Origin of the sequence: Streptomyces sp. NPDC002838 (genome assembly GCF_040295365.1) — a bacterium.
GTDB lineage: Bacteria > Actinomycetota > Actinomycetes > Streptomycetales > Streptomycetaceae > Streptomyces.
Window position 1 is genome coordinate 20,944 of the sequence record NZ_JBEOVF010000056.1, and the last position, 23,421, is coordinate 44,364.

The 23,421-nt window shown below is 69.1% G+C and carries 15 protein-coding genes and 3 pseudogenes; 8 read left to right on the forward strand and 10 right to left on the reverse strand.

The window, feature by feature from the left end; genetic code table 11:
• The 5 genes from ABT063_RS42860 (at position 1) to ABT063_RS42880 (ending at position 5,106) form a co-directional block, all read left to right on the forward strand.
• Positions 1-1,122: an FAD-dependent oxidoreductase gene (locus ABT063_RS42860; RefSeq protein WP_351066381.1), complete on the forward strand. Its 1,122-nt coding sequence runs from the start codon at positions 1-3 to the stop codon at positions 1,120-1,122.
• The gene (locus tag ABT063_RS42865) at positions 1,119-1,802 is read left to right on the forward strand and encodes a GntR family transcriptional regulator (protein WP_351066382.1); all 684 of its coding nucleotides are present in this window, start codon (positions 1,119-1,121) and stop codon (positions 1,800-1,802) included. Before ABT063_RS42860 ends, ABT063_RS42865 begins: the two co-directional genes overlap by 4 nt.
• Before the next feature lie 274 nt (positions 1,803-2,076).
• Complete coding sequence (locus tag ABT063_RS42870) at positions 2,077-3,318, forward strand: potassium channel family protein (RefSeq protein WP_351066383.1); 1,242 nt, start codon at positions 2,077-2,079, stop codon at positions 3,316-3,318.
• 55 nt (positions 3,319-3,373) lie between these two features.
• Entirely contained in the window at positions 3,374-4,462 is a 1,089-nt protein-coding gene (locus tag ABT063_RS42875) for an S-(hydroxymethyl)mycothiol dehydrogenase (RefSeq protein ID WP_351066384.1), read from the forward strand.
• A complete protein-coding gene (locus ABT063_RS42880; RefSeq protein WP_351066385.1) occupies positions 4,459-5,106 on the forward strand; it encodes an MBL fold metallo-hydrolase in 648 nt (215 codons plus the stop codon). Before ABT063_RS42875 ends, ABT063_RS42880 begins: the two co-directional genes overlap by 4 nt.
• A 591-nt stretch (positions 5,107-5,697) precedes the next feature.
• Here ABT063_RS42880 and ABT063_RS42885 read toward each other — a convergent pair.
• The 4 genes from ABT063_RS42885 to ABT063_RS42900 form a co-directional block, all read right to left on the reverse strand.
• Complete coding sequence (locus ABT063_RS42885; protein WP_351066386.1) at positions 5,698-7,197, reverse strand: alginate lyase family protein; 1,500 nt, start codon at positions 7,195-7,197, stop codon at positions 5,698-5,700.
• A gap of 440 nt (positions 7,198-7,637) precedes the next feature.
• Positions 7,638-8,426, reverse strand: coding sequence for an ABC transporter permease (locus ABT063_RS42890; protein ID WP_351066387.1), 789 nt, complete (start codon positions 8,424-8,426; stop codon positions 7,638-7,640).
• Positions 8,423-9,391, reverse strand: a complete 969-nt coding sequence (locus ABT063_RS42895; RefSeq protein WP_351066388.1) for an ATP-binding cassette domain-containing protein — start codon at positions 9,389-9,391, stop codon at positions 8,423-8,425. Before ABT063_RS42895 ends, ABT063_RS42890 begins: the two co-directional genes overlap by 4 nt.
• Before the next feature lie 69 nt (positions 9,392-9,460).
• Positions 9,461-9,838 (reverse strand): hypothetical protein, encoded by a 378-nt coding sequence (locus ABT063_RS42900; RefSeq protein WP_351066389.1) that lies wholly within the window; start codon positions 9,836-9,838, stop codon positions 9,461-9,463.
• A gap of 368 nt (positions 9,839-10,206) precedes the next feature.
• Here ABT063_RS42900 and ABT063_RS42905 point away from each other — a divergent pair.
• Positions 10,207-11,468, forward strand: a pseudogene (locus tag ABT063_RS42905) (IS1380 family transposase); the annotation flags it as partial.
• 364 nt (positions 11,469-11,832) lie between these two features.
• Here ABT063_RS42905 and ABT063_RS42910 read toward each other — a convergent pair.
• Together ABT063_RS42910 and ABT063_RS52450 are read right to left on the reverse strand one after the other, a co-directional pair.
• Positions 11,833-14,808, reverse strand: coding sequence for a GH59 galactosidase (locus ABT063_RS42910; RefSeq protein ID WP_351066390.1), 2,976 nt, complete (start codon positions 14,806-14,808; stop codon positions 11,833-11,835).
• A 151-nt stretch (positions 14,809-14,959) separates the two neighbouring features.
• Positions 14,960-15,327: pseudogene (locus ABT063_RS52450) on the reverse strand (hypothetical protein); the annotation flags it as partial.
• Positions 15,328-16,161: 834 nt separating this feature from the next.
• On the opposite strand from ABT063_RS52450, the gene ABT063_RS42920 reads away from it, so the two are divergent.
• Positions 16,162-17,175: a carboxylesterase family protein gene (locus tag ABT063_RS42920; RefSeq protein ID WP_351066391.1), complete on the forward strand. Its 1,014-nt coding sequence runs from the start codon at positions 16,162-16,164 to the stop codon at positions 17,173-17,175.
• Between the two features lie 57 nt (positions 17,176-17,232).
• Entirely contained in the window at positions 17,233-18,021 is a 789-nt protein-coding gene (locus ABT063_RS42925) for a tetratricopeptide repeat protein (RefSeq protein ID WP_351066392.1), read from the forward strand.
• A gap of 235 nt (positions 18,022-18,256) precedes the next feature.
• Here ABT063_RS42925 and ABT063_RS42930 read toward each other — a convergent pair.
• The 4 genes and pseudogenes from ABT063_RS42930 to ABT063_RS42945 all read right to left on the reverse strand — a co-directional run.
• Positions 18,257-18,528: pseudogene (locus ABT063_RS42930) on the reverse strand (IS701 family transposase); the annotation flags it as partial.
• Positions 18,529-18,698: 170 nt separating this feature from the next.
• Complete coding sequence (locus ABT063_RS42935) at positions 18,699-20,102, reverse strand: glycosyltransferase family 39 protein (protein ID WP_502991002.1); 1,404 nt, start codon at positions 20,100-20,102, stop codon at positions 18,699-18,701.
• Positions 20,103-20,477: 375 nt separating this feature from the next.
• Entirely contained in the window at positions 20,478-21,710 is a 1,233-nt protein-coding gene (locus ABT063_RS42940) for a sensor histidine kinase (RefSeq protein ID WP_351066394.1), read from the reverse strand.
• A gap of 169 nt (positions 21,711-21,879) precedes the next feature.
• Positions 21,880-23,313: a glycoside hydrolase family 43 protein gene (locus ABT063_RS42945; RefSeq protein WP_351066395.1), complete on the reverse strand. Its 1,434-nt coding sequence runs from the start codon at positions 23,311-23,313 to the stop codon at positions 21,880-21,882.
• Positions 23,314-23,421: the final 108 nt, after the last annotated feature.

The window sequence follows — 23,421 nt, forward strand, 5'->3', positions numbered from 1 at the left end:
ATGGCACCGGAACTCGACGTTGCCGTTGTGGGAGCCGGGCTGACCGGCGCGGCCACCGCCTGGGCCCTGAGCCGCGCGGGCCACTCGGTCGCCGTGTTCGACGCCCACGGCTTCGGACATGACAAGGGCAGTTCACACGGAACCTCCCGAATCTTCCGCCGTATCTACCCGGACGCCCTTTACGTCGGGATGACCGGCCGCGCACAAGAGGGCTGGCGGGAACTGGAATCGGAGAGCGGTACGACCCTGCTCCAAGTGCGAGGCGGCATCGACCATGGCCGAAGCCGCGATCCCCAGGCCCTTGCCGCCGTCGCTGCCGAGCACAACCTCGCACATGAACTGCTGTCGGCGCCCGAAGCCGAACAGCGCTGGCCGGGCATGGTCTTCGACGGTCCGGTGCTCTTCCAGCCCGACGCAGGGGTCGTCAACGCGGACGCGAGCATCAGCGCCTTCCTGGAGGTGGCACGGCGTAAGGGGGCACGCCTCGTACAGCACACCCCGGTGGAGGCGATCGAGGTCCTCGACGACCACGTCGTGGTGCACGCCGGTCAGACCGTACGGGCGCGCCGTGTCGTCCTGGCCGCCGGCGGGTGGCTACCGGAACTCGTCGCGGTCTGCGACCTCGACATCCCGCTGCCGCGTCTCCAGGTCACGCAGAAGCAGGTATTCCACTTCCGCCAGCGCGACCCGCAGGCGGTGTTCCCCGTCCTGGTGCACAAGGACCGCCACCAGATCTTCGGGCTTCCCTCCGGAGCCGACGGCGGCCCCGAGCCCGCGATGAAGGTCGCTCAGCACGACGGGGGCACACCCACCACGGCCGGCACCCGAAGCGGCACCATCGACCCGGACGGCCGCCGGCTCATTACGGACTACGTCGGTCAATGGCTCCCCGGGCTCGACCCGGAACCGGTGGCCGAGGGCACGTGCCTGTACACGATGACCGATGACGAGGACTTCGTCCTCGACCGCCGGGGCCCCGTCGTTGTCGCGTCCCCCTGTTCTGGCCACGGCGCGAAGTTCGCCCCGCTGCTGGGCGAGATGATCAGCGACCTCGCCCTCGGACGGGCCGATACGCATCCGCGCTTCGCACTCAGCCGCGACCTGTCGAGGGTAGACCGGTGAGCGGGCCGGCCCCGTCCGTGCAGCCGTCCCTGCCGGCCGACCAGCTCTACGCCGTACTGCACCAGTCGATCATCAACGACGCCACGCCAACGGGAACCCGGCTGCGTGTGCCTGACGTCGCCGCCCAGATGGGCACCAGTGTGACGCCCGAACGCGAGGCCATCCGCCGTCTGGAAGGGATCGGACTGGCCGTCCGCGAGCCCCACAAAGGCGCTGTGCTCAAAGGGTTCACCCCACAGGAACTCATCCATGTATACGACGTACGCCTCCTGCTGGAGGCCGAAGCAGCCCGGCAAGGCGTCCAACGGCTGTCCGAAGCGCTGGTCGAGAAGATGGCCGAGGAATGCACAGCCATGCGCACCGCTGCCACGGAAGGCCGCATCCTCGACGCACTCGACCACGACGAGGCCCTCCTCACCACGCTGTACACCGCGAGCGGCAATCCGGTCCTGAAGGACACGATCCGGTCGCTGTGGCAGCAGTGTCGCGCCTACAAGGTCCTGGGAGCCATCGCAGCCGACCACGGACCCGACTCGTCCCTGTGGTCCTACCAGCCGTTGCTGGTCGAAGCCGCCCGCCGGCGCGATCCCGACGCGGCGACCGATCTCACCCGACAGTCACTGCTCAGCGCCCGCTCCCGGATCCAGACCATGTTCCACGACGAAGCCGAAACGCCATGACCGCACCGTCGCACGAACCAGCCCCCGGACAAACGACGGCCCCGACGTGTCACTGCGGACAGGAACTGGCCCGCTGCATCACCTGCGGCGACCCGCGGTGTCTCAGGTGCGACCCGTATCGCTCCGACGACTGCGGTAGTACCGGGACTGAACCAACGCCATGACCCACGCCCCTGCCCCGTCCGGTGACCGCTCGTTCGTCGTCATAGGCGAAACCAACCTGGCCCGCCGCGTGTGCGCATCCCTGAGAGAGGGTGCGCACACCGTCCAGCACTTGACCGAGCCCCGCGACGACGAACTGCGCGCGGCGATGACACCCTCACCTGATGCCGTAGCAGTCCTGCTGCACGACGACGTAGCCGCGCTGCGCTACGCGCTGGCCGTCGCCCACATGTCCGCCCACGTCCCGATCACTGTGACGATCTTCGACCGGACGGTGGCCGACGAGCTGTTGCGACTCCTGCCGCAGTGTCATGTGACGTCCCCGGCCGATCTGGCGGCTCCGGCCCTGGCCGGGCCGTGCGCCGACGCCGCCATCGTGGCGATGCGGCGAAAGGACGGGCGCACGCACGCCATCCGGGTCGTCGACGGGGAGTCTCCGATCGCCCAGCTGTGGAAACCGGAGCGGCCTCACTGGCGTTCGCGGTTCGGCCGGCTGGCGGGACAGCTGCGTCCGCACGACGCAGGAACAAGGATCATGCTCACGGGCCTGCTGGGCATGCTCGCCGCCCTCCTCGGTGACCTGACCTGGCTGCTCGCTCACGGCCACCACCCCGCCCAGGCACTCTTCGACGCCGCGCGCGTCGTCGCCACCGTCGGCCCGGCAACTGCCCCCACCCACTCCACCGCGTACCTGGTGCTGGCCAGCGTGGCCATGCTCAGCACGATCGTCTTCAGTGCCATGTTCACCGCCGGCATCATCGAACGCATGCTCAGCCCCCGACTGGTCGGGCTGATCGGACCCCGCACACTTCCCCGCTCCGGTCACGTGATCGTCGTGGGCATCGGCCAGGTCGGCCTGCGCCTGTGCGGCGAACTGCGGCGCCTGGGCATCCCCGTCGTCGGTGTGGAACGAGACCCCGAGGCGCCAGGCGTGCGCCTGGCCCGGACCCTGGGCATCCCCGTCCTGACCGGCCACGGCGGAGACCGGGCCGTCCTGGAGAAACTGCACCTCCATCAGGCCCGGGCGCTGGCCGCCGTCGGCTCCGACGACCTCGACAACATCGCCGTGGCCATCGCCGCGCACGGAGTCTCTCCCAGAACCCGCATCGTGCTGCGGGCAGGGGAACACGAGGCGATGGCCGAAACCCGTTCCCTGCTGCCCCTGGGCACCATCCGCGACGTCACCAGCCTCTCCGCGGCCTACGTGCTGGCCCGGCTGCTGGACACCCCGGCCACCGGTGTCATCGCACACCGGCACCACATGTTCGTGGAACTGCCCGCAGACACGTTCGCGCCCTGGCCGCTCGCGGCGCGCCAGGGATGCTCCCACGTGGACGTCGCCCTGACCGACTGACCAGCAGCTCGCACCTCAACCGCTCGCACCTCAACGCATCAAGGAGAACCCGCGCATGCCGCAGGAAGTACGCGCTGTCGTCGCGCACGCCGCCAAGGAACCCGTCACCGTCGAGACCGTCCTGGTGCCGGACCCCGGCCCTGGCGAGGCCGTGGTCCGCATACAAGCCTGCGGGGTCTGTCACACCGACCTGCACTACCGCGAAGGCGGAATCAACGACGACTTCCCCTTCCTCCTCGGGCATGAAGCAGCAGGCATCGTCGAGTCCGTCGGCGACGGAGTCACCGAGGTCACGCCGGGCGACTTCGTCATCCTGAACTGGCGCGCCGTCTGCGGACAGTGCCGCGCCTGCCGCAAGGGCAAGCCCCAGTACTGCTTCAACACCCACAACGCGACGCAGAAGATGACGCTCCTCTCGGGGCGGGAACTCACTCCGGCCCTGGGCATCGGCGCGTTCGCCGAGAAGACCCTCGTCGCCGCCGGACAGTGCACCAAGGTCAACCCCGCCATCGCGCCCCAAGTGGCCGGTCTGCTCGGCTGCGGCGTGATGGCCGGGATCGGCGCCGCGATCAACACCGGCCAGGTGAGCCGCGGGGACTCGGTCGCGGTCATCGGCTGCGGCGGCGTCGGCGATGCCGCCATCGCCGGCGCACGACTCGCCGGAGCGGCGACCATCATCGCGGTGGACCGCGACGCGCGGAAACTCGACAAGGCCCGGGAGTTCGGCGCCACCCACGTCGTCGACGCCCGACGGGCCAACCCGGTGGAGGCCATCCGCGACGTCACCGACGGCTTCGGCGCCGACCTCGTGATCGACGCCGTCGGGCGCCCCGAAACCTGGGAGCAGGCGTTCTTCTCCCGAGACCTCGCGGGCACCGTCGTCCTGGTCGGAGTACCGACCCCGGACATGACCGCCCCCGAGATACCCCTTCTCGAATACTTCGGCCGCGGCGGCGCACTCAAGTCGTCCTGGTACGGCGACTGCCTGCCCTCCCGAGACTTCCCCACCCTGGTCGACCTGCACCTGCAAGGACGCCTCCCCCTGGAGAAGTTCGTCACCGAGGAGATCGGCATCGGCAGTGTCGAAACGGCCTTCGAGAAGATGCACCGCGGAGACGTTCTGCGCTCGGTGGTGGTCCTGTGACCTCCGAGCCGCACCGACACGAAGGCATCGAACGCGTCGTCACCTCCGGAACCTTCTCCCTGGACGGCGGCACATGGGACGTCGACAACAACGTCTGGCTCGTCGGCGACGCCGACGAAGTCATCGTGATCGACCCCGCACACGATGACGCGAAAATCGCCGACGCCATCGGTAACCGCAGAGTCGTCGCCATCGTGTGCACCCACGCCCACAACGACCACATCAACGCCGCCCCCGCCCTGGCCGACCGGACCGGAGCCCCCGTACTGCTCCACCTCGACGACCGCCTGCTGTGGCGGCAGACCCACCCGGACCGGGCCCCGGACGGCTACCTGTCCCACGACCGCCGCCTCACCGTGGCCGGCACGGAACTCACCGTCCTTCACACTCCCGGACACGCCCCCGGAGCGATCAGCCTGCACGCCCCCGAACTGGGCACCGTCTTCACCGGCGACACCCTCTTCCAAGGAGGCCCCGGCGCCACCGGCCGCTCGTTCTCGGACTTCCCCACCATCATCCGCTCCATCCGCGACCAACTGCTCACGCTTCCCCCGGACACCGTCGTCCACCCCGGCCACGGCACCTCCACCACCATCGGAGCCGAGGCCAACGATCTGCAGAAATGGATCGATCGAGGTCACTGACCTGCTGGACCAAGAAGTCACCCCCGCCCAGGGCTACTTGCGCGACGACCTCACCTCACAGCAGCTGCCGCCCGTCGGGCCTTCACCGGCATCCTGAGGAGTGAGCTCGGCGGCGCCGCAACCTTTGCAAACCGCTGCACCCAGGCCGATACCTTTTTCGGCTCCAGCTTGGGAAGCGACAGCGCTTGCGAGGTGACATGGTCTCTGACCTGGTTCTTCGTCATGCAGCGGGACGAGAATCCAACTCGCTCTCTCAGCTTGGGCAGCGACGGCGCTTGTGCGCCCGATGTGGCTCTGACGTGCGCAGGTGCCTTGCTTCCGAACGAGTTGCGCGGGTTGGATCGCACCGCTGTTGACCGTGGTTGACCGCCCTTACGGGCACGCTGTGGGGGCACGACGTCGGAGTAAGCGGTCGGGGAGTAGCCGACGGACCTTCGGAGGTGTCCGCATCCATGTGCCTCGCGCATCGCCGGAGATGCGTGATTGCGGATGCGTGCGTGCGCCGGCCTCCCGCTGTCATTCGACGTCGACTCCGTAGGCGTGGGCGAGGCCGCCGAGGCCGTCCGCCCAGCCTGGCTCAGGCGCCGCGGATCACGCGTAGGATCCGGGCGTGTTCGCTCCGCGCCCGCGACGGCGGAGCAGGAGCAGACCCCCGAGGAGGGCCGAGGCCCCGGCGGCGGACCAGGCCAGGACGCCGTCCGCCCCGGTGGCGGCCAGATCGTGGGGGGTGCCGCCCTGCGGGCGCGTCCCGCCGCCTGCCGCGCTGCCCGAGGCGTCGTCCGCCGTCCTGGTTTCGCGTGCGGCGCCCGGCGCGGACGCGCCGACGTCCTCCGGGTCCCGGGTGTAGGTCAGCGTGCCGTAGCCGAGGTGGTCGTAGCTCCAGCCGGCCCCGCCGCGGAGCCCGCCGCCGTCCTCGGGCATGAGCTTGTCCTTGTAGGCCGTGATGTTCGGTACGTCCAGCCCCCGGCGCACCGCGTAGTGGTTGTGGATCAGGGCCCAGATGGGACGGGTGCTGCCCCGGCCCTGCTCGCTGATCTCCGGTTCGGTGTGCAGGACTCCGAGCTGGCCCGGCCGACGCCGGCCCATGCGGCGCGAGTACGAGGTGTACGGAACGTCCTTGCCGAGGTTGTAGCGGGCGACGTACTCAGCGCCCTTCATGAACCGGTTGTCGTCGTACCCGTACAGATCCTCGCCCAGGTTCCAGGCCATCTCGCAGAGCGCGCCCATCCAGCCGACACCGGCCATGGTGTGCTCCTGGTCCCGGCCGCTCTCCTCCCACTGCCCGAGGACGACGCCGTCCGCCTCCTCGTGCAGGACGGGGATGGCCCGTTTGACACAGCCGTTGCCGTCGCCGTCCTTGAAGTACTCCACCGCCCGGTCGATCTTGGCCTGGTCCTCGGTGAGCCCGCCGATGGCGATGATGGACGCCAGGGTGCACAGTTCCCAGTTGGCCCGGTAGTTGCTGGGGACGGCGTCGTTGTGGTTGGCCAGGAAGTAGTCGTTCATCGGGTAGAAGATGTCGACCAGCATGGACTGGAACCGGCCGAGGTCGAATCCGTCGTAGTCGCGCATGATCTCGCCGGCGTTGGCCAGCTGATACCCCTGGATGCCCGCCAGCAGGTACCGGTCGGCGTTCCCGCCGAGCTCCTTGAGGGTGGCCGACCAGGCGTTGAGGATGTCCCGCGCCTTGTCCCCGTGCCCGGCGTCCCCGGTGATCTTCCAGCGCAGGGCGTTCTGGTAGGCCGCGGCGGTGTCCCGGAAGAGCAGGTGGACGTTCGCGCCCTCGCCACCGCGGATGACGGTCGCGACGGGCCGCGGCCGGTAGTCGGTCGCCGAGTCCCGGCTGCTCAGCAGCCGCTTCCAGCCGTCCGTCCAGGGCTGCGCACCCGCCTTGACCTTCTCGGCCATCCGGTCGAAGTCGGCCTGCGTGTGCAGCAGCGCCGGGTGGGCGAACCCGCCCTTCGGGGCCGTCGGCACGGCTGACGCGGTCCCCGTGGCCGCCCCGATCGCACCGGCGCCGGCACCGGCCGCGCCGGCGAGCTTCAGCATTCCGCGACGGCTGAGCGAACGGTCTGTGGTGGCCTGCTCCATCGAACTGTCTCCTGGTTCTTCTCCGGTCCTGTACCAAGGAGACGCGCGCCGCACCGGCGTATAACAAAAAACAGTCCGCGGCCCGGTGCGCTTCCAGCTGCGGCTGCCGGCCCGAGGTCCTGCAAGCCCTTAGCCTCGGACTTTCACACCGTGGGCTGCCCAAGCCTTGATCACAAACCCGAGAAGTGCCTCTGACTTGCAACGATAGGACTTGTCGAGAGTCCAGATCGTTCCGTGGAAAGAAGCACTTCTCAGGTGAAGAAGCGTATCGGGTCGTACCCGCATGTCCGCGTTGAGGGCGGCGGCCGGTCGTGGTCTCCCAGGACGGGGCGGTGTCGCTGGTGGAATGTGCGGGCCGTCCCAGCCGGTCAAGGGCTGCCTTCGGCGTCGCTCCGCGATGGCCTTCGAACTCGTGTGTGCCGCTGCCGACGTCGGCCGGCTCAGGCGTCCCGCTTGATGAACAGGGTCCCCCACAGGGCGAGCAGGGCGGCGCCGTAGGCGGTGAAGACCAGACCGCCCGCGAGGGGCCGGAGCGGCGCCGGGCCGCCGTCGAGGGGCGTCTGCGAGGTCACGGCCATCATCCGCTCGCCCGCTGTGAACGGCAGGTAGGCGGACAGGGATTGGGCCGACCCGAAGGCGTCCATCCCGAGGATCAGCGAGATCAGGCCTTCAATGATCACGGGCACGGTGATGAGCAGTACGACGGCCGCCGGGACGTTGCGGGCGATGCCGGCGAGCGTGAGCCCGAACAGCGCGCAGACCACGAGGAACACCACGTAACCGGCGGCCACCCGGCCCATCGGGGGCGCGGTGAACACCTCCTCGGCGCTCGGTCCGCCCACCAGCAGGCCGATCCCCAGGCTCTCGGCGGCCAGGAGCACCCCGACCACGGCGACCACCGCGGCAACGACCAGGGCCTTGGCGGCCCACAGGTGCATGCGGCGCGGGAACGCCGTCAGCGAGGCGCGGATCGTCCCGTACCGGTACTCGTGCCCCGTGGCGAAAACGCCGATCAACCCCATGAAGACAAAGATCAGCGGGATCATGCCGGTACCGCCGCTGAGCGCCAGCGCGGCCGAGTCGCCGGCGATCGGCCCGCCGTGGCTCTTGCCGTCAAGGGTGAGCACGAGCGCCAACAGCCCCTGGGCGACAGCGGACAGCCCGATCAGCCACCACGTGGACCGCACGGTGGTGAGCCGAACCCATTCGTAGCGCAGCGCGCTGGTCATCGCGTTCCCTCCGGGGTGTCTGGGTTGCTCGCCGCAGCGGCCACCCTCATCGATCGAGGTGCCACGGAGGAAGCGACGAACTGCTCGGCGTCGGCGGTCGCCTCCAGGAACGCCTCCTCCAGCGTGGCCGCCCGGTCCGTGAGCTCATGCAGCATGATCTGGTTGGCGTACGCGAGCTCCCCGATACTCGCCCGGTCGGCGCCGCTGACCGCGATCGAGGTGCTGTCCATACGTTCGATCCCGGCGCCTTCGGCCAGGAGCAGTTCGGCCAGCTGGTCGGTGTGCGGGCTCTGGACCACGACGAGACTGCGAGAGCTCTTCGTCACGAAGTCGGCGACCGATTCGTTCGCGATCGTCCGGCCCTTGCCGATCACCACCAGGTGGTCGGCCATCAGGGCCATCTCGGCGAGCAGGTGACTGCTGACGAAAACGGACCGGCCGGATGCGGCGAAGGACTTGAGGAAGCCGCGTAGCCAGTTGATGCCCTGTGGGTCGAGCCCGTTGGCCGGCTCGTCGAGGATCAGCGTGTGAGGGTCGCCGAGCAACGCGGCCGCCAGCCCCAGCCGTTGGCCCATGCCGAGGGAGAAACCCTTCGGCTGCTTCTTCGCCACCGGCTCCAGCCCGACCATGTGGAGTACCTCGTCGACCCGCGCGTCCGGCACGCCCGCGGCCGCGGCGAGCATCCGGAGGTGGCTGCGCGCCTTGCGGGTCGGGTGGAAGGCCTTCGCGTCCAGCAGGGTGCCCACCTCGCGCATCGGGTGGCGAAGCTCCCGATACGGCTTGCCGCTGAACAACGTCCGCCCACTTCCGGCGTCCAGGCCGAGCATGAGCCGGATCGTGGTCGACTTGCCGGCCCCGTTCGGGCCGAGGAACCCCGTCACCCGGCCCGGGCGGACCTCGAACGAGAGGTCATGAACGGCGACCGTGGCGCCGTAGCGCTTGTGCAGGCCCGTGGCTTCGATCATGCTCTCTCTCCTGCCGTCGTGCTGTCGTCGGTTCGGGCCGTGTCGGGCCCGGTCAGAAGCGCGTGCATGTCAGCGCTCGAACTTCCAGGTGACGCGTGGAGCCGCGTCTCCGGCGACCTCGACCACGCTCACCGGCACAGAGACCTGGGTGCTGCCGGACTTCGCCGTGCAGGTGATCTTCGCGTTCTGCACCGCCGCGAGGTCCGGGCACGACACGCCGTCGATCTCCTTTCCGATCCACGGCAGGGGGTGATACCAGGTCTCGATGTGCGTCGCCACGAGATCGCCACTGAGGCCCGGCTGGTCCTGCACCTCCGCGTACCCGCCGCTGGCGGGATCGGCGGTGTTTTTCTGCACATTCATGCCCGTGAGGGCGAACGTGCCTGCCGCGACAGCGCCGACGAGGGCCACCGGTACCGCGACGGCGACAATTGCCTTTGCTTTCATGCTGACCTCCAGGCCGGGATGGGAACGGGCACAACTCTCGCCGCCTGCACCCCTCCACCGCCTCGACCAAAAGGCCACGGTCCCCGTAGGCCGCGACGTCCGGGTCATCCTTTCGGCCGACCCGCCCCGGGTTCACCCACAAGATCGCGGACAGCCCGTTTTCTTGCCGAGGTCGCAGCCGCGAAAGTCTCTGTGCCGATGCTGTCGGCGGCCTTGACGCTTTGCGAGTCGATGATCCCGGCCGACGGTTTGGGCTCACGACCTTCGGCGATGCGTATCTCGTGCTAGCCCCGCGCTTTCGCGACTGCGAATGTCCGGCGCTTGATCAAATAAGCGAGGAGTGTATCTGACCTGGGGCGATGGGACTTGTGGACAGCGCGATATCAGCGGCGTTGGCGCCATGGCGCAAGCAGCGGGCGGTGCACGATCCGGGCAAGATCCTGCTGGACGTGGCGCTCGCGGTGGCGCTGGGCGGGGACTGTCTGTCCCATGTCGCCATGCTGCGGGCCGAGCCGGCGGTGTTCGGGCCAGTGGCCTCCGACCCGACCAACTCCCGCCTGATCGACAGGCTTGCCGGCAGCGGGAAGCGCGCGCTGGCCGCGATCCGCCGGGCCCGCGCCCAGGTCCGCGAACATGTCTGGGCGTTGGCCGGGGAAGCCGCCCCCGACCAGGGCGGACAGGTGATCGTGGACCTGGACGGGATGCTGGTGATCGCGCACTCGGACAAGCAGGACACCGCAGCGACCTGGAAGCGGACGTTCGGCCACCATCCGATCACGGGGTTCGTCGGCCACGGGGCGGGCGGCGCTGGTGAGCCGGTGGCGGACCTGCTCAGAGCGGGGAACGCGGGGAGCAACACGGCCGCCGACCACACCACCGCCACCCAACTGGCCCTGGTCCAGCTCCCGAAGAGGTTCCGGCGCGGGCGCCGCACTCTGATCCGCACCGACTCCGGCGGCGACACCCACGAGTTCGTCAACTGGCTCGAGGCACGGGGCCGGTGGCTGTCGTACTCGGTCGGCATGACCATCACCGACACCATTCACCAGACCGTGATGAAGGTCCCGGCTTCGGCCTGGACCCCGGCCGTCGAGCCCGGCGGGGAGGACCGCGACGGCGCCTGGGTGGTCGAGATCGGCGGGGACCGCCTGAAGGGGTGGCCGAAGGGGATGCGGCTGATCGTCCGCAAGGAGCGCCGCACCCCGGAGCCCAACTTCGCTTCACCGACGCCGACGGCATGCGCCTGACCTGCTTCGCCACCAACACTCCCGGCGAGGCCATCGCCGGGTTCGAACTGCGCCACCGCCAGCGCGCCCGCCGCGAGGATCGCATCCGAGACGCCCGCTCCACCGGCCTGCGCAATCTTCCCTTCCACGGCCTCGCCCAGAACCAGATCTGGCTGGAGATAGTCCAGCTCACCCTGGACCTGCTGGCCTGGATGCCGATGCTCGCCCTGACCGGCAAGATCCGCCGCTGGGAACCCAAGCTTCGCTTCCGCCTGTTCTCAGCCGCCGCGCAACTCGTCACCACCGGCCGCCGCCGCTACCTCTGCCTCGCGGCGCACTGGCCCTGGACCGACGTGATCACCGCAGCGGCCGATCAGCTCCAAGCCCTGCCGGACCCCGGCTGACCAGCACCTTCGAGTCCCTGCGGAACAACATCACCCCACCGGAGCAGTGGAACCCGGCGCCCACCCGACGCGACAGCCGGGCCACCACCATTCCCACAACCAGCCCGCAACAGCGAAACGGCCCGCCGGAGAAACCGACGGACCGTCATGCAAGATCGAGGTTAGAGGGGATCCACCCGTTTCAGCCGGTATACGCAGCCTTTGAGTGGAACGCCATTTTCGGCAGTGTCGAATGTGCGGGCGCGCGGCTCGCCGAGCCCTGCGGACGGCGGCTCGCCCCCGTACAAGGGGCCGTATCGGAGGAATCCGATACGGCCCCTTGATCGTTTACGGCGAACGCGCGGGGCCCGCAGGCCCGGGGCACCTACTGGGCGGCGGTGCCGTCCTTGCGCACCAGCCGGTCGTGAGCCTCTTCGAGCCTGTCCGTGATCTGCTCGACGCCGATGGCGTCAAGGCCCTTCTGCCGTCCCGCCACGGCGGCCTTCGCCGCGGACGACGCGGAGGCGAACAGGGCCCAGGAGTCGGCCGTGTAGTCCGCCTGCGCCGGACGTCCGATCTTCTCCAGGGCGCCCCGGATCGGTGTCGTGTCCACAGTGCTGTCCACGTCCCCGGAGATGGCGTTGAACGCGTCGAGAACGATCTTTCCGGACTTGAGGACGAACCTCGCCGTGTGCGCGCCGTCGGGCAGACCGCGGAGCGCGTACGTCGCGAGGCGCTTGTCGGTCGCGGCCGTCTTCGCGTCCCGTGCGATCAGCTTTCCGTCGACGTAGACGTCGAGGACGGCGGTGCCGTCGTTGCCGCCGATGACGTCGATGCCCGTGCCGGTGAACGGGACGGTGAACGACGAGCCGGCGGTCGTGCCGGTCGACGTCGACCGGTACCAGTCCATCGCGTCGCCGAAGGAGGCTTTCCTGCTCCACGTGCCGTCGTAGGTGACCGAGCTGTCCATGTTGTCGAGCTGTGCGCGGGCGTAGGGCGTGTACCCGTCGATCTTCTCGACCTTCAGGTTGTCGAACGCCGTCTTGTGGAAGTCGGATCCGAGCTTGACGCGGCCTTCGGTCTGCGGAGTCGGGTCCTGGTACGTGGAGACGGCTTTGCCGTCGATGTACGTCGTGATCGTCGCGCCCTTCGCCTCGATGGCGAGGCGGTAGCCGTCGGATGCCGCGACCGTTCCCGACTTGACGGCCGTGCCGTATTCGTAGAACGTCCAGGCGCCGGTCGGCCCGATGCGCACGTTGTAGGCGGCGTCGCTGATCGCCATGCCCTTCTGCTGACGGACGCCCAGGGCGGCGAGTCCGCCGTCCGGGTCAGGGAACGAGACGTCGACGGTGGCCCGGTAGTTCTCCCAGCGGAAGTCGCCGACCGTCGTGTTCGGGGTGTGGCGGTTCCAGGCGCCGGTGTCCTTCATGGACTGGTCCATGTACTGGTACAGAACGTTGTTGCCGCTCGCGTCCTCACCGACCTCCCAGGCGCCGGTCTGGTCGACCATGTAGCGAGGCTGATTGCCGCGCGACCTCAGGTAGGGCTGGGACGTCTTGTCCGCGCCGTTGCCGGTGCCGACCTGGACCCTGCCCTCCTCCTCGTACCCGAAGTCGTCGGCGTACAGGGCGTTGTCGCGGGTGTTGTGCTTCTTGCCGGTCGCGTCGGTGTCCAGCACTGTGCGGTCCCGGGACTCGGGCAGGCGTTGCTTCGTCGCCTTGTCGTGGCTCTTGTCGAGCGTCGTCAGGGTCACGATCGACCTCGGCTTGACCGTGTGGGTGTAGTACCCATCGCTGCCGGGCCGGATCTCGTCGACGAGGTGCTTGAAGTTCGCGTCGTAGGGCCGGCCCGCGTCCGGTCCGCGGGTTTCCCAGATCTCCATGGTCGGGTCGGATCCGAGTCGCATGTTCTCGGCTTTGATCCGGTAGGTCTTGGGCTGGGCGCTGTCGTTGACGACGATCGTGGAGAAGTCCTTCTTACGGGGATCCGCGAGCGTCATATAGCTGGGGGCCCCGTTGGAGCCGTCGAGGTCGACGGTGCCGCTCACCCCGCTGTAACTGGCCTCCGGCACGGTGCGCCAGATGCCCGCCGTGTTCGTGTCGTTCTCCCAGCCGGTCTTCGCGAACTGGGTGAGGTGCTGCATCACGTAGATGGCCGCGTCGTAGTGGAGGTAGCCCGACCACGGGTCGCGGGCGCTGACGAGTTCCTTGTGGCTGTACTGGGCGCCTTCGTAGAAGGAGCCGATCGCCGGCTGGAAGATGTAGTGCGTCCGCTTGGAGTTGGCATAGCTCTTCACAGAGCGGTTCGCGAGGTCGAGTGCGCTTTGGACGCCGCCGATGCCGGTGCTCGTCCCGTTCGGGCCCTCGGTGTTGTTGACGCGGTAGTCGGTGTAGCCGAAGGAGGCGACTCCCTCGCTGTACCAGACTTCCTTGTCCTCGTTGTACTTGTTCTCACCGGTCGCCAGCCTGGTGTACGGCAGATTGGTGTCGCTGCCGGCGGGCCCGTCGTGCCGGTCCTCGGTGGTGTAGTGGTAGCCGACCGCGTCGACCATGCCGAAGAGTTCCGCGTCGCTGAGCATCGACGGCCCGATATTGAGAGTGGTGTTCTCGTCGGCGGCGATGATCTTGATGCTGTGGTAGGCCTTCTCGGCCTTCTCCCGCTTTTTCGCCGGGATGCCGTAGCGGGGGTCAGCGAAGTCCGTGTCGGACAGAATCGCCTTCTTGTACCACTTGATGAAGGCCTCGTCCGGATCCCGCGTCTCGTTCGTGTCCGGGTCGACGTAGTCGACCATGTACCCGTATTTCTCATAGGCGTCGAGGATCGTCTCCTTGTACCACTTGTACATCTCGTCGGAGCCGGTGCCCTTGTTCCATTCGTTCTGAACCCATCGGGGCATGACCCAACGGAGAATCGAGACCTTGAGCTTCGGGTTGACCGTCTTGGCGTCCGCTGCCAGTTGGAAACCCGGGGAGCGCGACGCGTCGGCGAGTTCGTCCGCTGTGCGCATGGTCGCCGGGTCGGAACCGGTCGACGTGTTCGTGTCCGAACCCATCTCGACCTTGACATGGTTGATCAGGGGGTTCTTCCCACCGAACAGCACGCGGATGAGCTCCCAGTACCGGCCGGGGTGCTCCGCCTTGTAGTCCATCAGCAGGTTGCTGGTGCTGTTGCAGCTGAGCACGCCGAGGCCCTTGTAGGTCAAACCGTTCACGTTGTCGGCGCGAACGTCGTCCCCGTCGACCACGACCTCCACGGGATCGTCCGCGGTGTGGGCGGCGGGGGCGGTGATCACTCCGGCCGCGAGTGCCATGGTGGTTGCCGCGGCAAGCGACATCCAGCCGAGTCTTCGCTGTGTGCCCATTCCGCTTCGACTCCTTGTTCTCGTAGGGCGTACGACGCCAGACGTTCGAGATTCCGAAAGGTGTCCGCGATTCCGGAAGGACCGTAGGTGGTAAGCGATTTCTACGTCAATCCCCGTGCACGTCATGCCAATTGAGGTCCCCTTGGCGTCCTCACCGGCTGGAAAACGCCTGGACGCCGAGGCGGCCGTCGCGGGACACTGCCGCACTCGGAGGGAGCGGGACGGAAACACCTGAATCGCACAAGGGGCACAAGGTCCAGCCGGGCAGAGCCCTCGGTACTCCTCGCACTTCGTCACTACGCACGGGAGTCGGCCCGGCCGCGGATTCGGCCTCTCCGCGTTCGCGGCGGTGCGGGATGACCAGGCCGGTACCCCGGTAGCCGCCGTCGGCGATCACCGTCGTGCGGCCGACGGCGGCCTTCGCCCCGGACCGCTCCCACGCCTTGGAGTCGTTTAGGTTGCCGGGTAATGGCGGCCGACCCCGACGACCAGCCGGGTGTCGGCACCGATGACGACCTGATCAGCCGCAACCCGTGCCGGATCAAGGGCGCTGGCAAGGAGTCCGCCGCTGTACGCCGCACCGCCATTTGGCCCGTGTTTCCGGAGAAGTCACTGGTCACCGGTGAGTTCCTCGGCACAGCTCCGCGGCCCGCTCCTCCAGAACCACCCGGCGCCCTATTGTCCGCACCAGCACATCAGGCACCCTCCAATTCCCTTTCCCGGCCCGGTGTCCAGCCGCCCTTTCGGCTCGTAGGGGAATGACTACCCGGCGCGTCACCGGTTCCGGCGACCCGCGGGCGGCCTGGCGGCAGATCACCTCAAAACGATCGGGGTGCCGACCGGGCACCCCACCCGCCGCTCATGCCAGGCCCGCGACCGGCGACTTCAGGTTCGAATGTGCCCACTGCCACTGCTGCTGGGCCTGGTTGTTGCGCGACCACTGGGTGGTGCGCGCCGTCGCCGGTGTCGAGGTTGTACACGTTGAGAGCCTTGCCACTGTTGCGGTTGGTCCCGCGGCAGCTGCCAGGTACCTTTCCGGCGTCGAAGCTGTGCGATCCGGCATCAGCACGATGTCGTCGCCAGGATGGTCGCTCAGCACGGTGCGAAAGATCGTGAACACCCATCGGGTACACCGGCGGCACATGGTCCATGCCCATGCGGCGCACGGTGATCGCCGACCCGAAGGGCTCCGGCCCAAGACGTCCGGGGGTGCGCCGGACAGCCGCCACCGGCAGGCCACTGCTCGTCGAACGTATCCGCGGCGGTGGAGCCCAGGTGTGCAGCGCCAGCCTTACAGGAGGCGCACAGGTTGATCACAGCGGGCGGAGAGGTCGCGCCCATACCGTCCTGGGCATGCAGAACTCACCTCTTCCCCGCCGCGGCTTCCTCGCCGGGACGCTCGGCCTCGCCCTGTTCGGCGCCACCGCCTGCGGAAGCTCGTCGAACACGTCGAACACGTCGAACGCCTCGACCGGCTCCGCCGCGTCCACCAGCACTGCGGCCGCCGCCGCGAGCGGCAGCGAGCAGACGCCCAGCCTCGAAAGCCTCACGTCGGAGGTGAAGGGCAAGTTCAAGCAGTACACCTACAAGGACGCGAAGACCGGCCAGTCCCTGCCCTACAACCTGTACGTCCCCGCTGACTACGACGCCTCCAAGTCCTACCCCTTGGTTCTCTACATCGCCGACTCCAGCCTCGTCGGCCAGGACGTGACGGCGCCGCTGTCGCAGTACGGCGCGTTGATCTGGGCCGGCGCAAGCGAGCAGGCCAAGCACGAGAGCATCGTCCTGGTTCCGGAGTACCCGTCGGTGATCATCGACGACCACGGCAGCTACACCACGACCGACTACGTCGAGATGACGCCCCGCCTGCTCAGCTCGGTCACCGGCAAGTACAGCGTGAACGCCAAGCGGATCTACGGCACCGGGCAGTCGATGGGGTGCATGACGGTCATGTACCTGGCCGCCAAGCACCCCGGCCTGTTCGCCGCCGAGCTGTTCGTCTCCGGGCAGTGGGACATCAGCGAGCTCGGCAACCTGGCGAAGGAGAATTTCTTCTACATTGCCGCCGGCGGTGACGAGAAGGCGTCGGCCGGGCAGACCGAGGTGGAGAAGATGCTCAAGAGCGCGGGCGTCTCCTACCAGGCCGCTACCTGGGACGCGACCTGGTCCGAGGCGCAGTTCTCGGCCGCCGCGAAGAAGCTGTTCGCCGCCGGCGACAGCGTCAACTTCGCCACGTTCAAGACGGGAACCGTGCTGAAGACGTCCTCGGCGTCGTCCGCCCCGGTGGGCGGCGAGCACATGGCCTCCTTCGAGCCGGCATACAAGATCACCGCACTGCGCGACTGGCTGTTCCAGCAGAGTGCCTGACACCCCGCAGAGACCGCAGCCGGCGTGCCCAGGTCCTCGGCCCGAAGGAGAACACTGATGAGAAGAAAGCTCATGCGAGCCGGCCTGGTGAGCACCGTGCTGTGCCTCACCCTCGGTCTGAGCGGCTGCGCGTCGACATCCACCACAGCGAGCACGGCCACCGGCGGGACGGCCGCCGCCTCGGCGAGTGCGAGCACGTCACCGTCGGCGAGCCCCACGACGTGCAGCACCGCTGCGGCCGTGGACACCAGCGGCGCCTCCGCCGCCGACGCGGGCATGCGTGCCGAGGGGGCCTGGGGCAGTGGCGACTTCGCCACCGCCCTGGTGTGGGCCAAGGTGGCCGCGGACGGCGGTGATTCCCACGGTCAGAGGATTCTCGGCATCCTCTACCTTGACGGACAGTGCACCGGCAAGGGCTACGCCCAGGCGCTGGCCCTTCTGACGAAGGCCACCTCCGCCGGTGACATGAAGGCACCCCGCTACCTCGGGCAGATCTACACCGAGGGCCTGGGCGTGTCGAAGGACGCGGCCAAGGGCGCCGAGTACTACCAGACCGGCGTGGACCGCGGCGACATCAGCAGCATGGTCGCCCTGGGGGATCTCTACGTGGCCGGCTCCGGCGTCACCCAGGACTACGCCAAGGCCCTCGCTCTGTACAAGCAGGCCGCGCAGCGCGCCGACCACGTCGGAGCGCCCGCGATGACGGCCATCGCCCGCATGTACGAGAAGGGCCTCGGCGTCACCAAGAACCTCGCCACCGCCGAAGAGTGGTACCGCAAGGCCATTGCCGCCGGAGACACCAGTGCCCAGGCCGACCTCGACCGGGTCCTCGCGGCGGAACAGTGATGGCCGCTCCCATGACAGAGGAGCCTTGGAGGCGCTCTGCTGGGTCATGGCGAGCTTTTCCGCGAGGTCGCTGATGGTGGCTGGGCGTCGATGAGGCGCTGGAACACGTAGCCGTGGGACATGCGCAGGTCACCGAAGCCCAGGGACGCGAGTTCGTCCCGAACGGCGGCGGTGGCGGCGAAGCCGACGAAAGGACAAGGCTCTTGCCCTCCGAGACGGCCCCCACGCAACTGCCCAACGCCCCATCGTCCTTGCCGAGCTTCTCGGCGACGTATGCCTGCAGGTCGTCGCGGACGTCGTCGGCATTCCAGGTTGCCCCGTTCAGCAGTCGCTGCGGGCCGTCGGGGGTGCGGTGGCCGGCGTATTCGGCCAGCTGCCGGCCCTTCTTGCGGCCGACCGGGCCGAGCAGGGCGCGGACATGGTCACGCATCCGGCGGCGCAGGTCGGCGCGGCCGAAGCAGTGGCCGATGCGGAGGAAGATTCGTCGAGTTCACGATCCCAGGTCACGTCCGCAAGGTCGTCGATCACGCCGGGAGGCTGCCCGGATGGCAGCCCAGACAGTTCTCGGGCCACTCGTTGGAGGGGTGGTCGGCCAAGACCGCCCCTGATACGCCATCAGTCAGTTCCACTCCTGGCGACGGCTCTGACCAGGCCAGATAGCGGCCGCTGCGGGAGTACTAGCCGGTGAACGGGGAGCAAGGGGTCCTGCCGCGCGCATGGACGGTGATGCGCGCGCCCTCGACGGTGGTGGTGCCGCACTCGTGGAAGTAGCGGTCGAGCGTCCGGCGTTTCGCGCGTCCCTCGGGGCTCATGTCCAGCGGCTCGCCCTCGCGGTCGTGCACCACGACGATCCGCGCGAAGGCACGCATCCGGGCGGTGATGTCACGGGCGGGGAGTTCGGTGCCCGACAGGGTGTCGGAGGCGACGGGGTCCTGCGCCAGCGCGAGGTCGGTCAGGTTCCGGGTGTCCCGGGGGCGGGCCTGGGTCCACACCCGGCGGCGCCCGGGGAGGTACAGCAGTCCGTCGCCGGGCTCGGCCGCCTGCCGTACCGCGCGGCCGATGGCGATGACGTCGTCACGGCGGCTCTCGGGCGTGCGCAGGTGGACGCTCACCGGAACCAGTGCGGCCACCACCGCCGTCACCGCGAGCCACGCGGGCCACCTGGGCCAGGTGGGTGTCCTCGGGCCCCAGGCCCGGTCGAGCCCGGCGCCCAGCAGCAAGGCGAACCCGACTGTGCTGTACAGGACGTACCGGTCGACGAACAGCGGCTTGACCGGCGAGAGCAGGAGCAGCAGCAGGCCGGGCAGGAGCAGGATCGGCAGCGCGAGGGTGGGCAGCGGGACCGTTCCGCGTCCGCCCTGGAGAAGGTGCCGGGCGCACCACACGCCCACCAGGGCCATGGCGGCCAGGCCGAGCAGCTGCACCGGGTCGGGAAAGCCGATCCAGGCCACCTGCCCCGACTGCCGGGCGCTGTGCGCCACCAGCGGCAGCGTCCCGCCCAGCACGCAGCCGGCGGCCTTGGTCCACCCCCGCAGCACGCGGCGCTCGACGCGGGACACGACCAGGGTGACACCGTGGGCCGGCAGGAGCAGGACAGCGAACTCATGGAGCAGACAGGCGGTCAGCATCACCACGGCATAACCGGCCCACCACCGCCGGGAACGGCCGGAGGCGGCCGCGAGCAGCAGGAGCGTGGACCAGGTGGCCAGGGCGCAGACCATGGCGTAGGAGCGCCCCTCCTGGGTGTACTGCTGCACCTGGGGTATCAGCGGGAAGACCGTCCCGGCCAGTAGGCCCGCCCGGAGGCCGGCCAGGCGGAGCCCCAGCACAGCGACGCCCGCCGCCGCGACGGACATCGCGAGCACGGACGGCAGCCGCAGGGTGAGCAGTCCTTCGCCGAAGAGGCCGAAGAGCCCGTGCATGAGGGTGTAGTAGAGGGCGTGCACCAGGTCTATGTGCTGCGCGGTGCGCCAGATGTGCAGCACGCTGCGCTGCGCGAGTTCGTAAGTGACGGCCTCGTCGCCCCACATGCTGTTCTGCCGGCGTATGCCCCACAGGCCCAGGGCCAGCGTCAGCGCCATCGGCGGCAGGACGGCCGTCAGCGCTGGGCGGAAGGCGGACCGGCGGAGTGCGGACGAAGGACGGGCGGACTGCAGGCGTCGGCGCACCTGCGACTGTGTGGTGGTGATCGCGGCCTCCGGGAGGGAAGAGCCGGCGTACTGCTGGCCGGCCGGACTCGGGGACGGCGGCCGGCCTTTGGGCCGGTCACCGTCCCTGACCCTCTCGCCCGAGAGGTGACGACCGCCTCGGACGAATGGCCACTTCTCCCCGGCCCGGGACGCGTCCGCATCGTCCGATCGGCCATTTCCGAGCAGGATCCGTTCCGAGCAGGATCCGTGGGCACCTGGCGCCGGACGGGCACCCGCGACCGTCGCTGGGCGTGTCGTGAGGACGCGTCACGCCACGGTCGGCAGCACCGCTGTGACCTCCCAGCCCTGACCGGGACGGGGACCGGTGCGCAGTTCGCCGCCGAGTGCGGTGACGCGTTCGGTGAGGCCGACGAGGCCGAAGCCGCCGCCCCGGGCGGCGTGGGGGATCCGGGTGCCGCCGCGCCCGTCGTCGCGCACGGTCACCCGCAGGGCGCGGTCCTCGTACGTCAGGTCGACGGTCACCTCGGTGGCGTCGGCAGCATGACGGCGGACGTTGGTGAGGGCCTCCTGGACCACGCGGTATGCGGCGGCCTGCACCTCATGTGGCAGGTCGTCGGGTGCGGAGGGCTCGCGGCGCAGGACGGCCTTGGGCCCGGCGGGTCCGCCGAAGCCCTCCACCAGTGCGGCGAGCGCCGACAGATCACCGCTCGGCCGGCGTTCGGCGGGTGCCGGTCCGGCGGTGTCGTCGTTCGGGGTTTCGCGCAGGAGGCCGACGGTGCGGCGCATGGAGGCGAGGGCCTCGGTGGAGGCTCGTTCGATGTCCTTCATGATCGGGGCCAGGCGGTCCGGCTCGGTGGTGGCCAGCATTCCGGCGAGCTGGGCCTGCACCAGGATCCCGGTGACGTGGTGAGCGACGAAGTCGTGCAGGTCGGCGGCCATGGCGAGGCGTTCGGCGCGGCGGGTCTCGGTGACCGCGACGGTACGGCGGTGGTCCAGGGAGCGCAGATGGCCGCCGAGGCCGGCGGCGGCACCGACCAGCACGGCGAACGTCAAGTAGTAGCCCTCGTCGCTGTCTCGGGTGGGCAGGGCGAGGACCGCCAGGCCGTTCAGCGTGCCGCACACCGCTGCCCACGGTGCGGGGCAGGTGCGCACGGCGACCAGCAGCAGGCACAGCAGGATGACGGTCTCGCCGACAACGTAGGTGACCGTCCAGCCGGACAGGGCACCGGCCACCGTCAGAGCCAGGGAAAGAACCGCGGGCACAGTGGCGCGCACGGTCGTTCCGAGCCACGCGGGCTCCCCCCGCTGCCTCGAGGACAGCGGAGGGGTCCCCGCCCCGGCGGGCCAGAGGAGCGCCGCCAGGCCGGCCGGCAGTACCACGACGGCTTGGAGCCAGGGCGGATTGCCGTCCATGCCCGACACCAGCACGTCCGGGACGGCCGCCAGGAGCAGCAGGGCGATGCCGAGCAACCGCAGGCAGCCTGGCCTGCGGTTGGGCGGTGGTGCGGACGGTTCGTCGATCACGTGGGCGGGGTGCACGGCGTCAGTCTAGGAAGGGGACGGAAGGGCCGGATCGGCCGAAAGGACAGTTCCGCGGCGGGCGACGGAAGGGATGCCGGCACCTTCCTGTGGGACGCCGGGCACCCTCCCCGCTGGAGGGCGGGGCCGGTGGGACGTGGCCGTGAGGGAGCCGGCATCTCTGTCGGATTCAGCTCGTCACACGGAACGTGGCGTCGCTGCGCCCCGTCGCGGTGGTGATCGGGTCGAGCCGCAGTTGGAACCCGTAGTGGCGGATGTACCGGTCAGGGTGGTTGTACGACTGGAACGACGACTGTCCCGAGTCGGCGAGCCCAGCGGCCTGGCGGAAGGTGGCGTCCTCGGCGAACTGGTTGGTGCCGTCGTTGTAGGCCAGCTGGAAGTCGAAGTTGACGTGCCGCAGGAAGTAGCCGGGGAAGTTCACCGACTCGAAGGAGACGGTCCCGGAGCCTGCCAGGCCGGTCCTCAGCCGGAACTGGGCGTCCTGGGCGGGGCTGACGTTCGGGTCGATGCGCACGTCGAAGCCGGTGTGCCGCACGTACCGGTCCTGGAAGTTGTACGACTGGAGCCGGTTGATCGCGGTGTTGGGCCAGCGTGCGAGCACGCGGCTCTCCTCGGCGGCCGTCAGGTTCAGGATCGAGCCGTGGCGCTTCTTGGTGCCGCCCATGTTGTAGCTTCCCGACGCCGGAAGCTGGTAGGTGCCGGAGGCGGACGGGTTGGTCGTCGTGACCGGCATGTAGCCGCGTCCCGAGGCGTACTGGTCGAGGTACAGGGCCCACTCGCCCCGGTCTCTGAACTTCATCCACATCGGGCCTTCGACCTGTGAGCCGGTGAGGCCGATGCCGGAGAGGTTTCCGAGGTTGGTCCACGTTCCGAGGATCGAGTTGCTGCCTTCGAGCGTGATCTGGCCGTCACCGGAGGCCCGTACGTAACGGTAGTTGCCGACGCCTGCCGGCAGCTCGACGATCTGGGTGTCGATGATGCCCTGTGTGCCGGCGCGGTCGATGTAGAGCTGCGGGGTGGTGATGGTGCGGAAGTCCTTGGTGCGGGCGTAGTAGATGCGGTGCTTCAGCACGCCGCCCAGCGTCGCGTTCGTCGCCCAGTAGAGGACGTAGTCGTTGGTCTCGGGGTTCCAGATCGCCTCTGGCGCCCACGCGTTGCGCCCGTCGGGGATGGCGCCGGCGACGTTGAGCAGCCGCGGCGCCGACCAGTTGACCAGGTCCGTCGACTCCCACACCACGAGGTTGCGGCTGCCGTTGGACATGGCGTCCCCCCATGACTGCCCGCAGCCGATGCACAGGTCGGTCGCGATGATCCAGTACCGGTCGCCGCCCGGAGAGCGGACCAGGGAGGGGTCGCGCACCCCGCGCGTGCCCACCGTTGAGCGCAGAGCTGCCCCTCCACCGTTGAGGTCGGTCCAGTGCAGGCCGTCCGAGCTGTGCGAGAAGTAGATCTGCTGACCGGTGGACCCCTCCCCGATGAAGTGCGTCATCAGGTAGCCCGGGTCGGCGGCGGCGGCGCGCTGAGGTGTGGTCAGGGTTTGGGCTGTGAGCAGCAGGCAGGCGGCGACCAATATCGCCGCCAGCCGTGAGAGAAGCGCGGACACGTACATCTCCTGTCTTTGGCGGGTGCCACGACCTGGCGGGTGTGGGAGCGAGGGGGAAGCGCAGGGGCGCTGTTTCGTACGGCCATAGGGTTCGGAATGTCGAACATT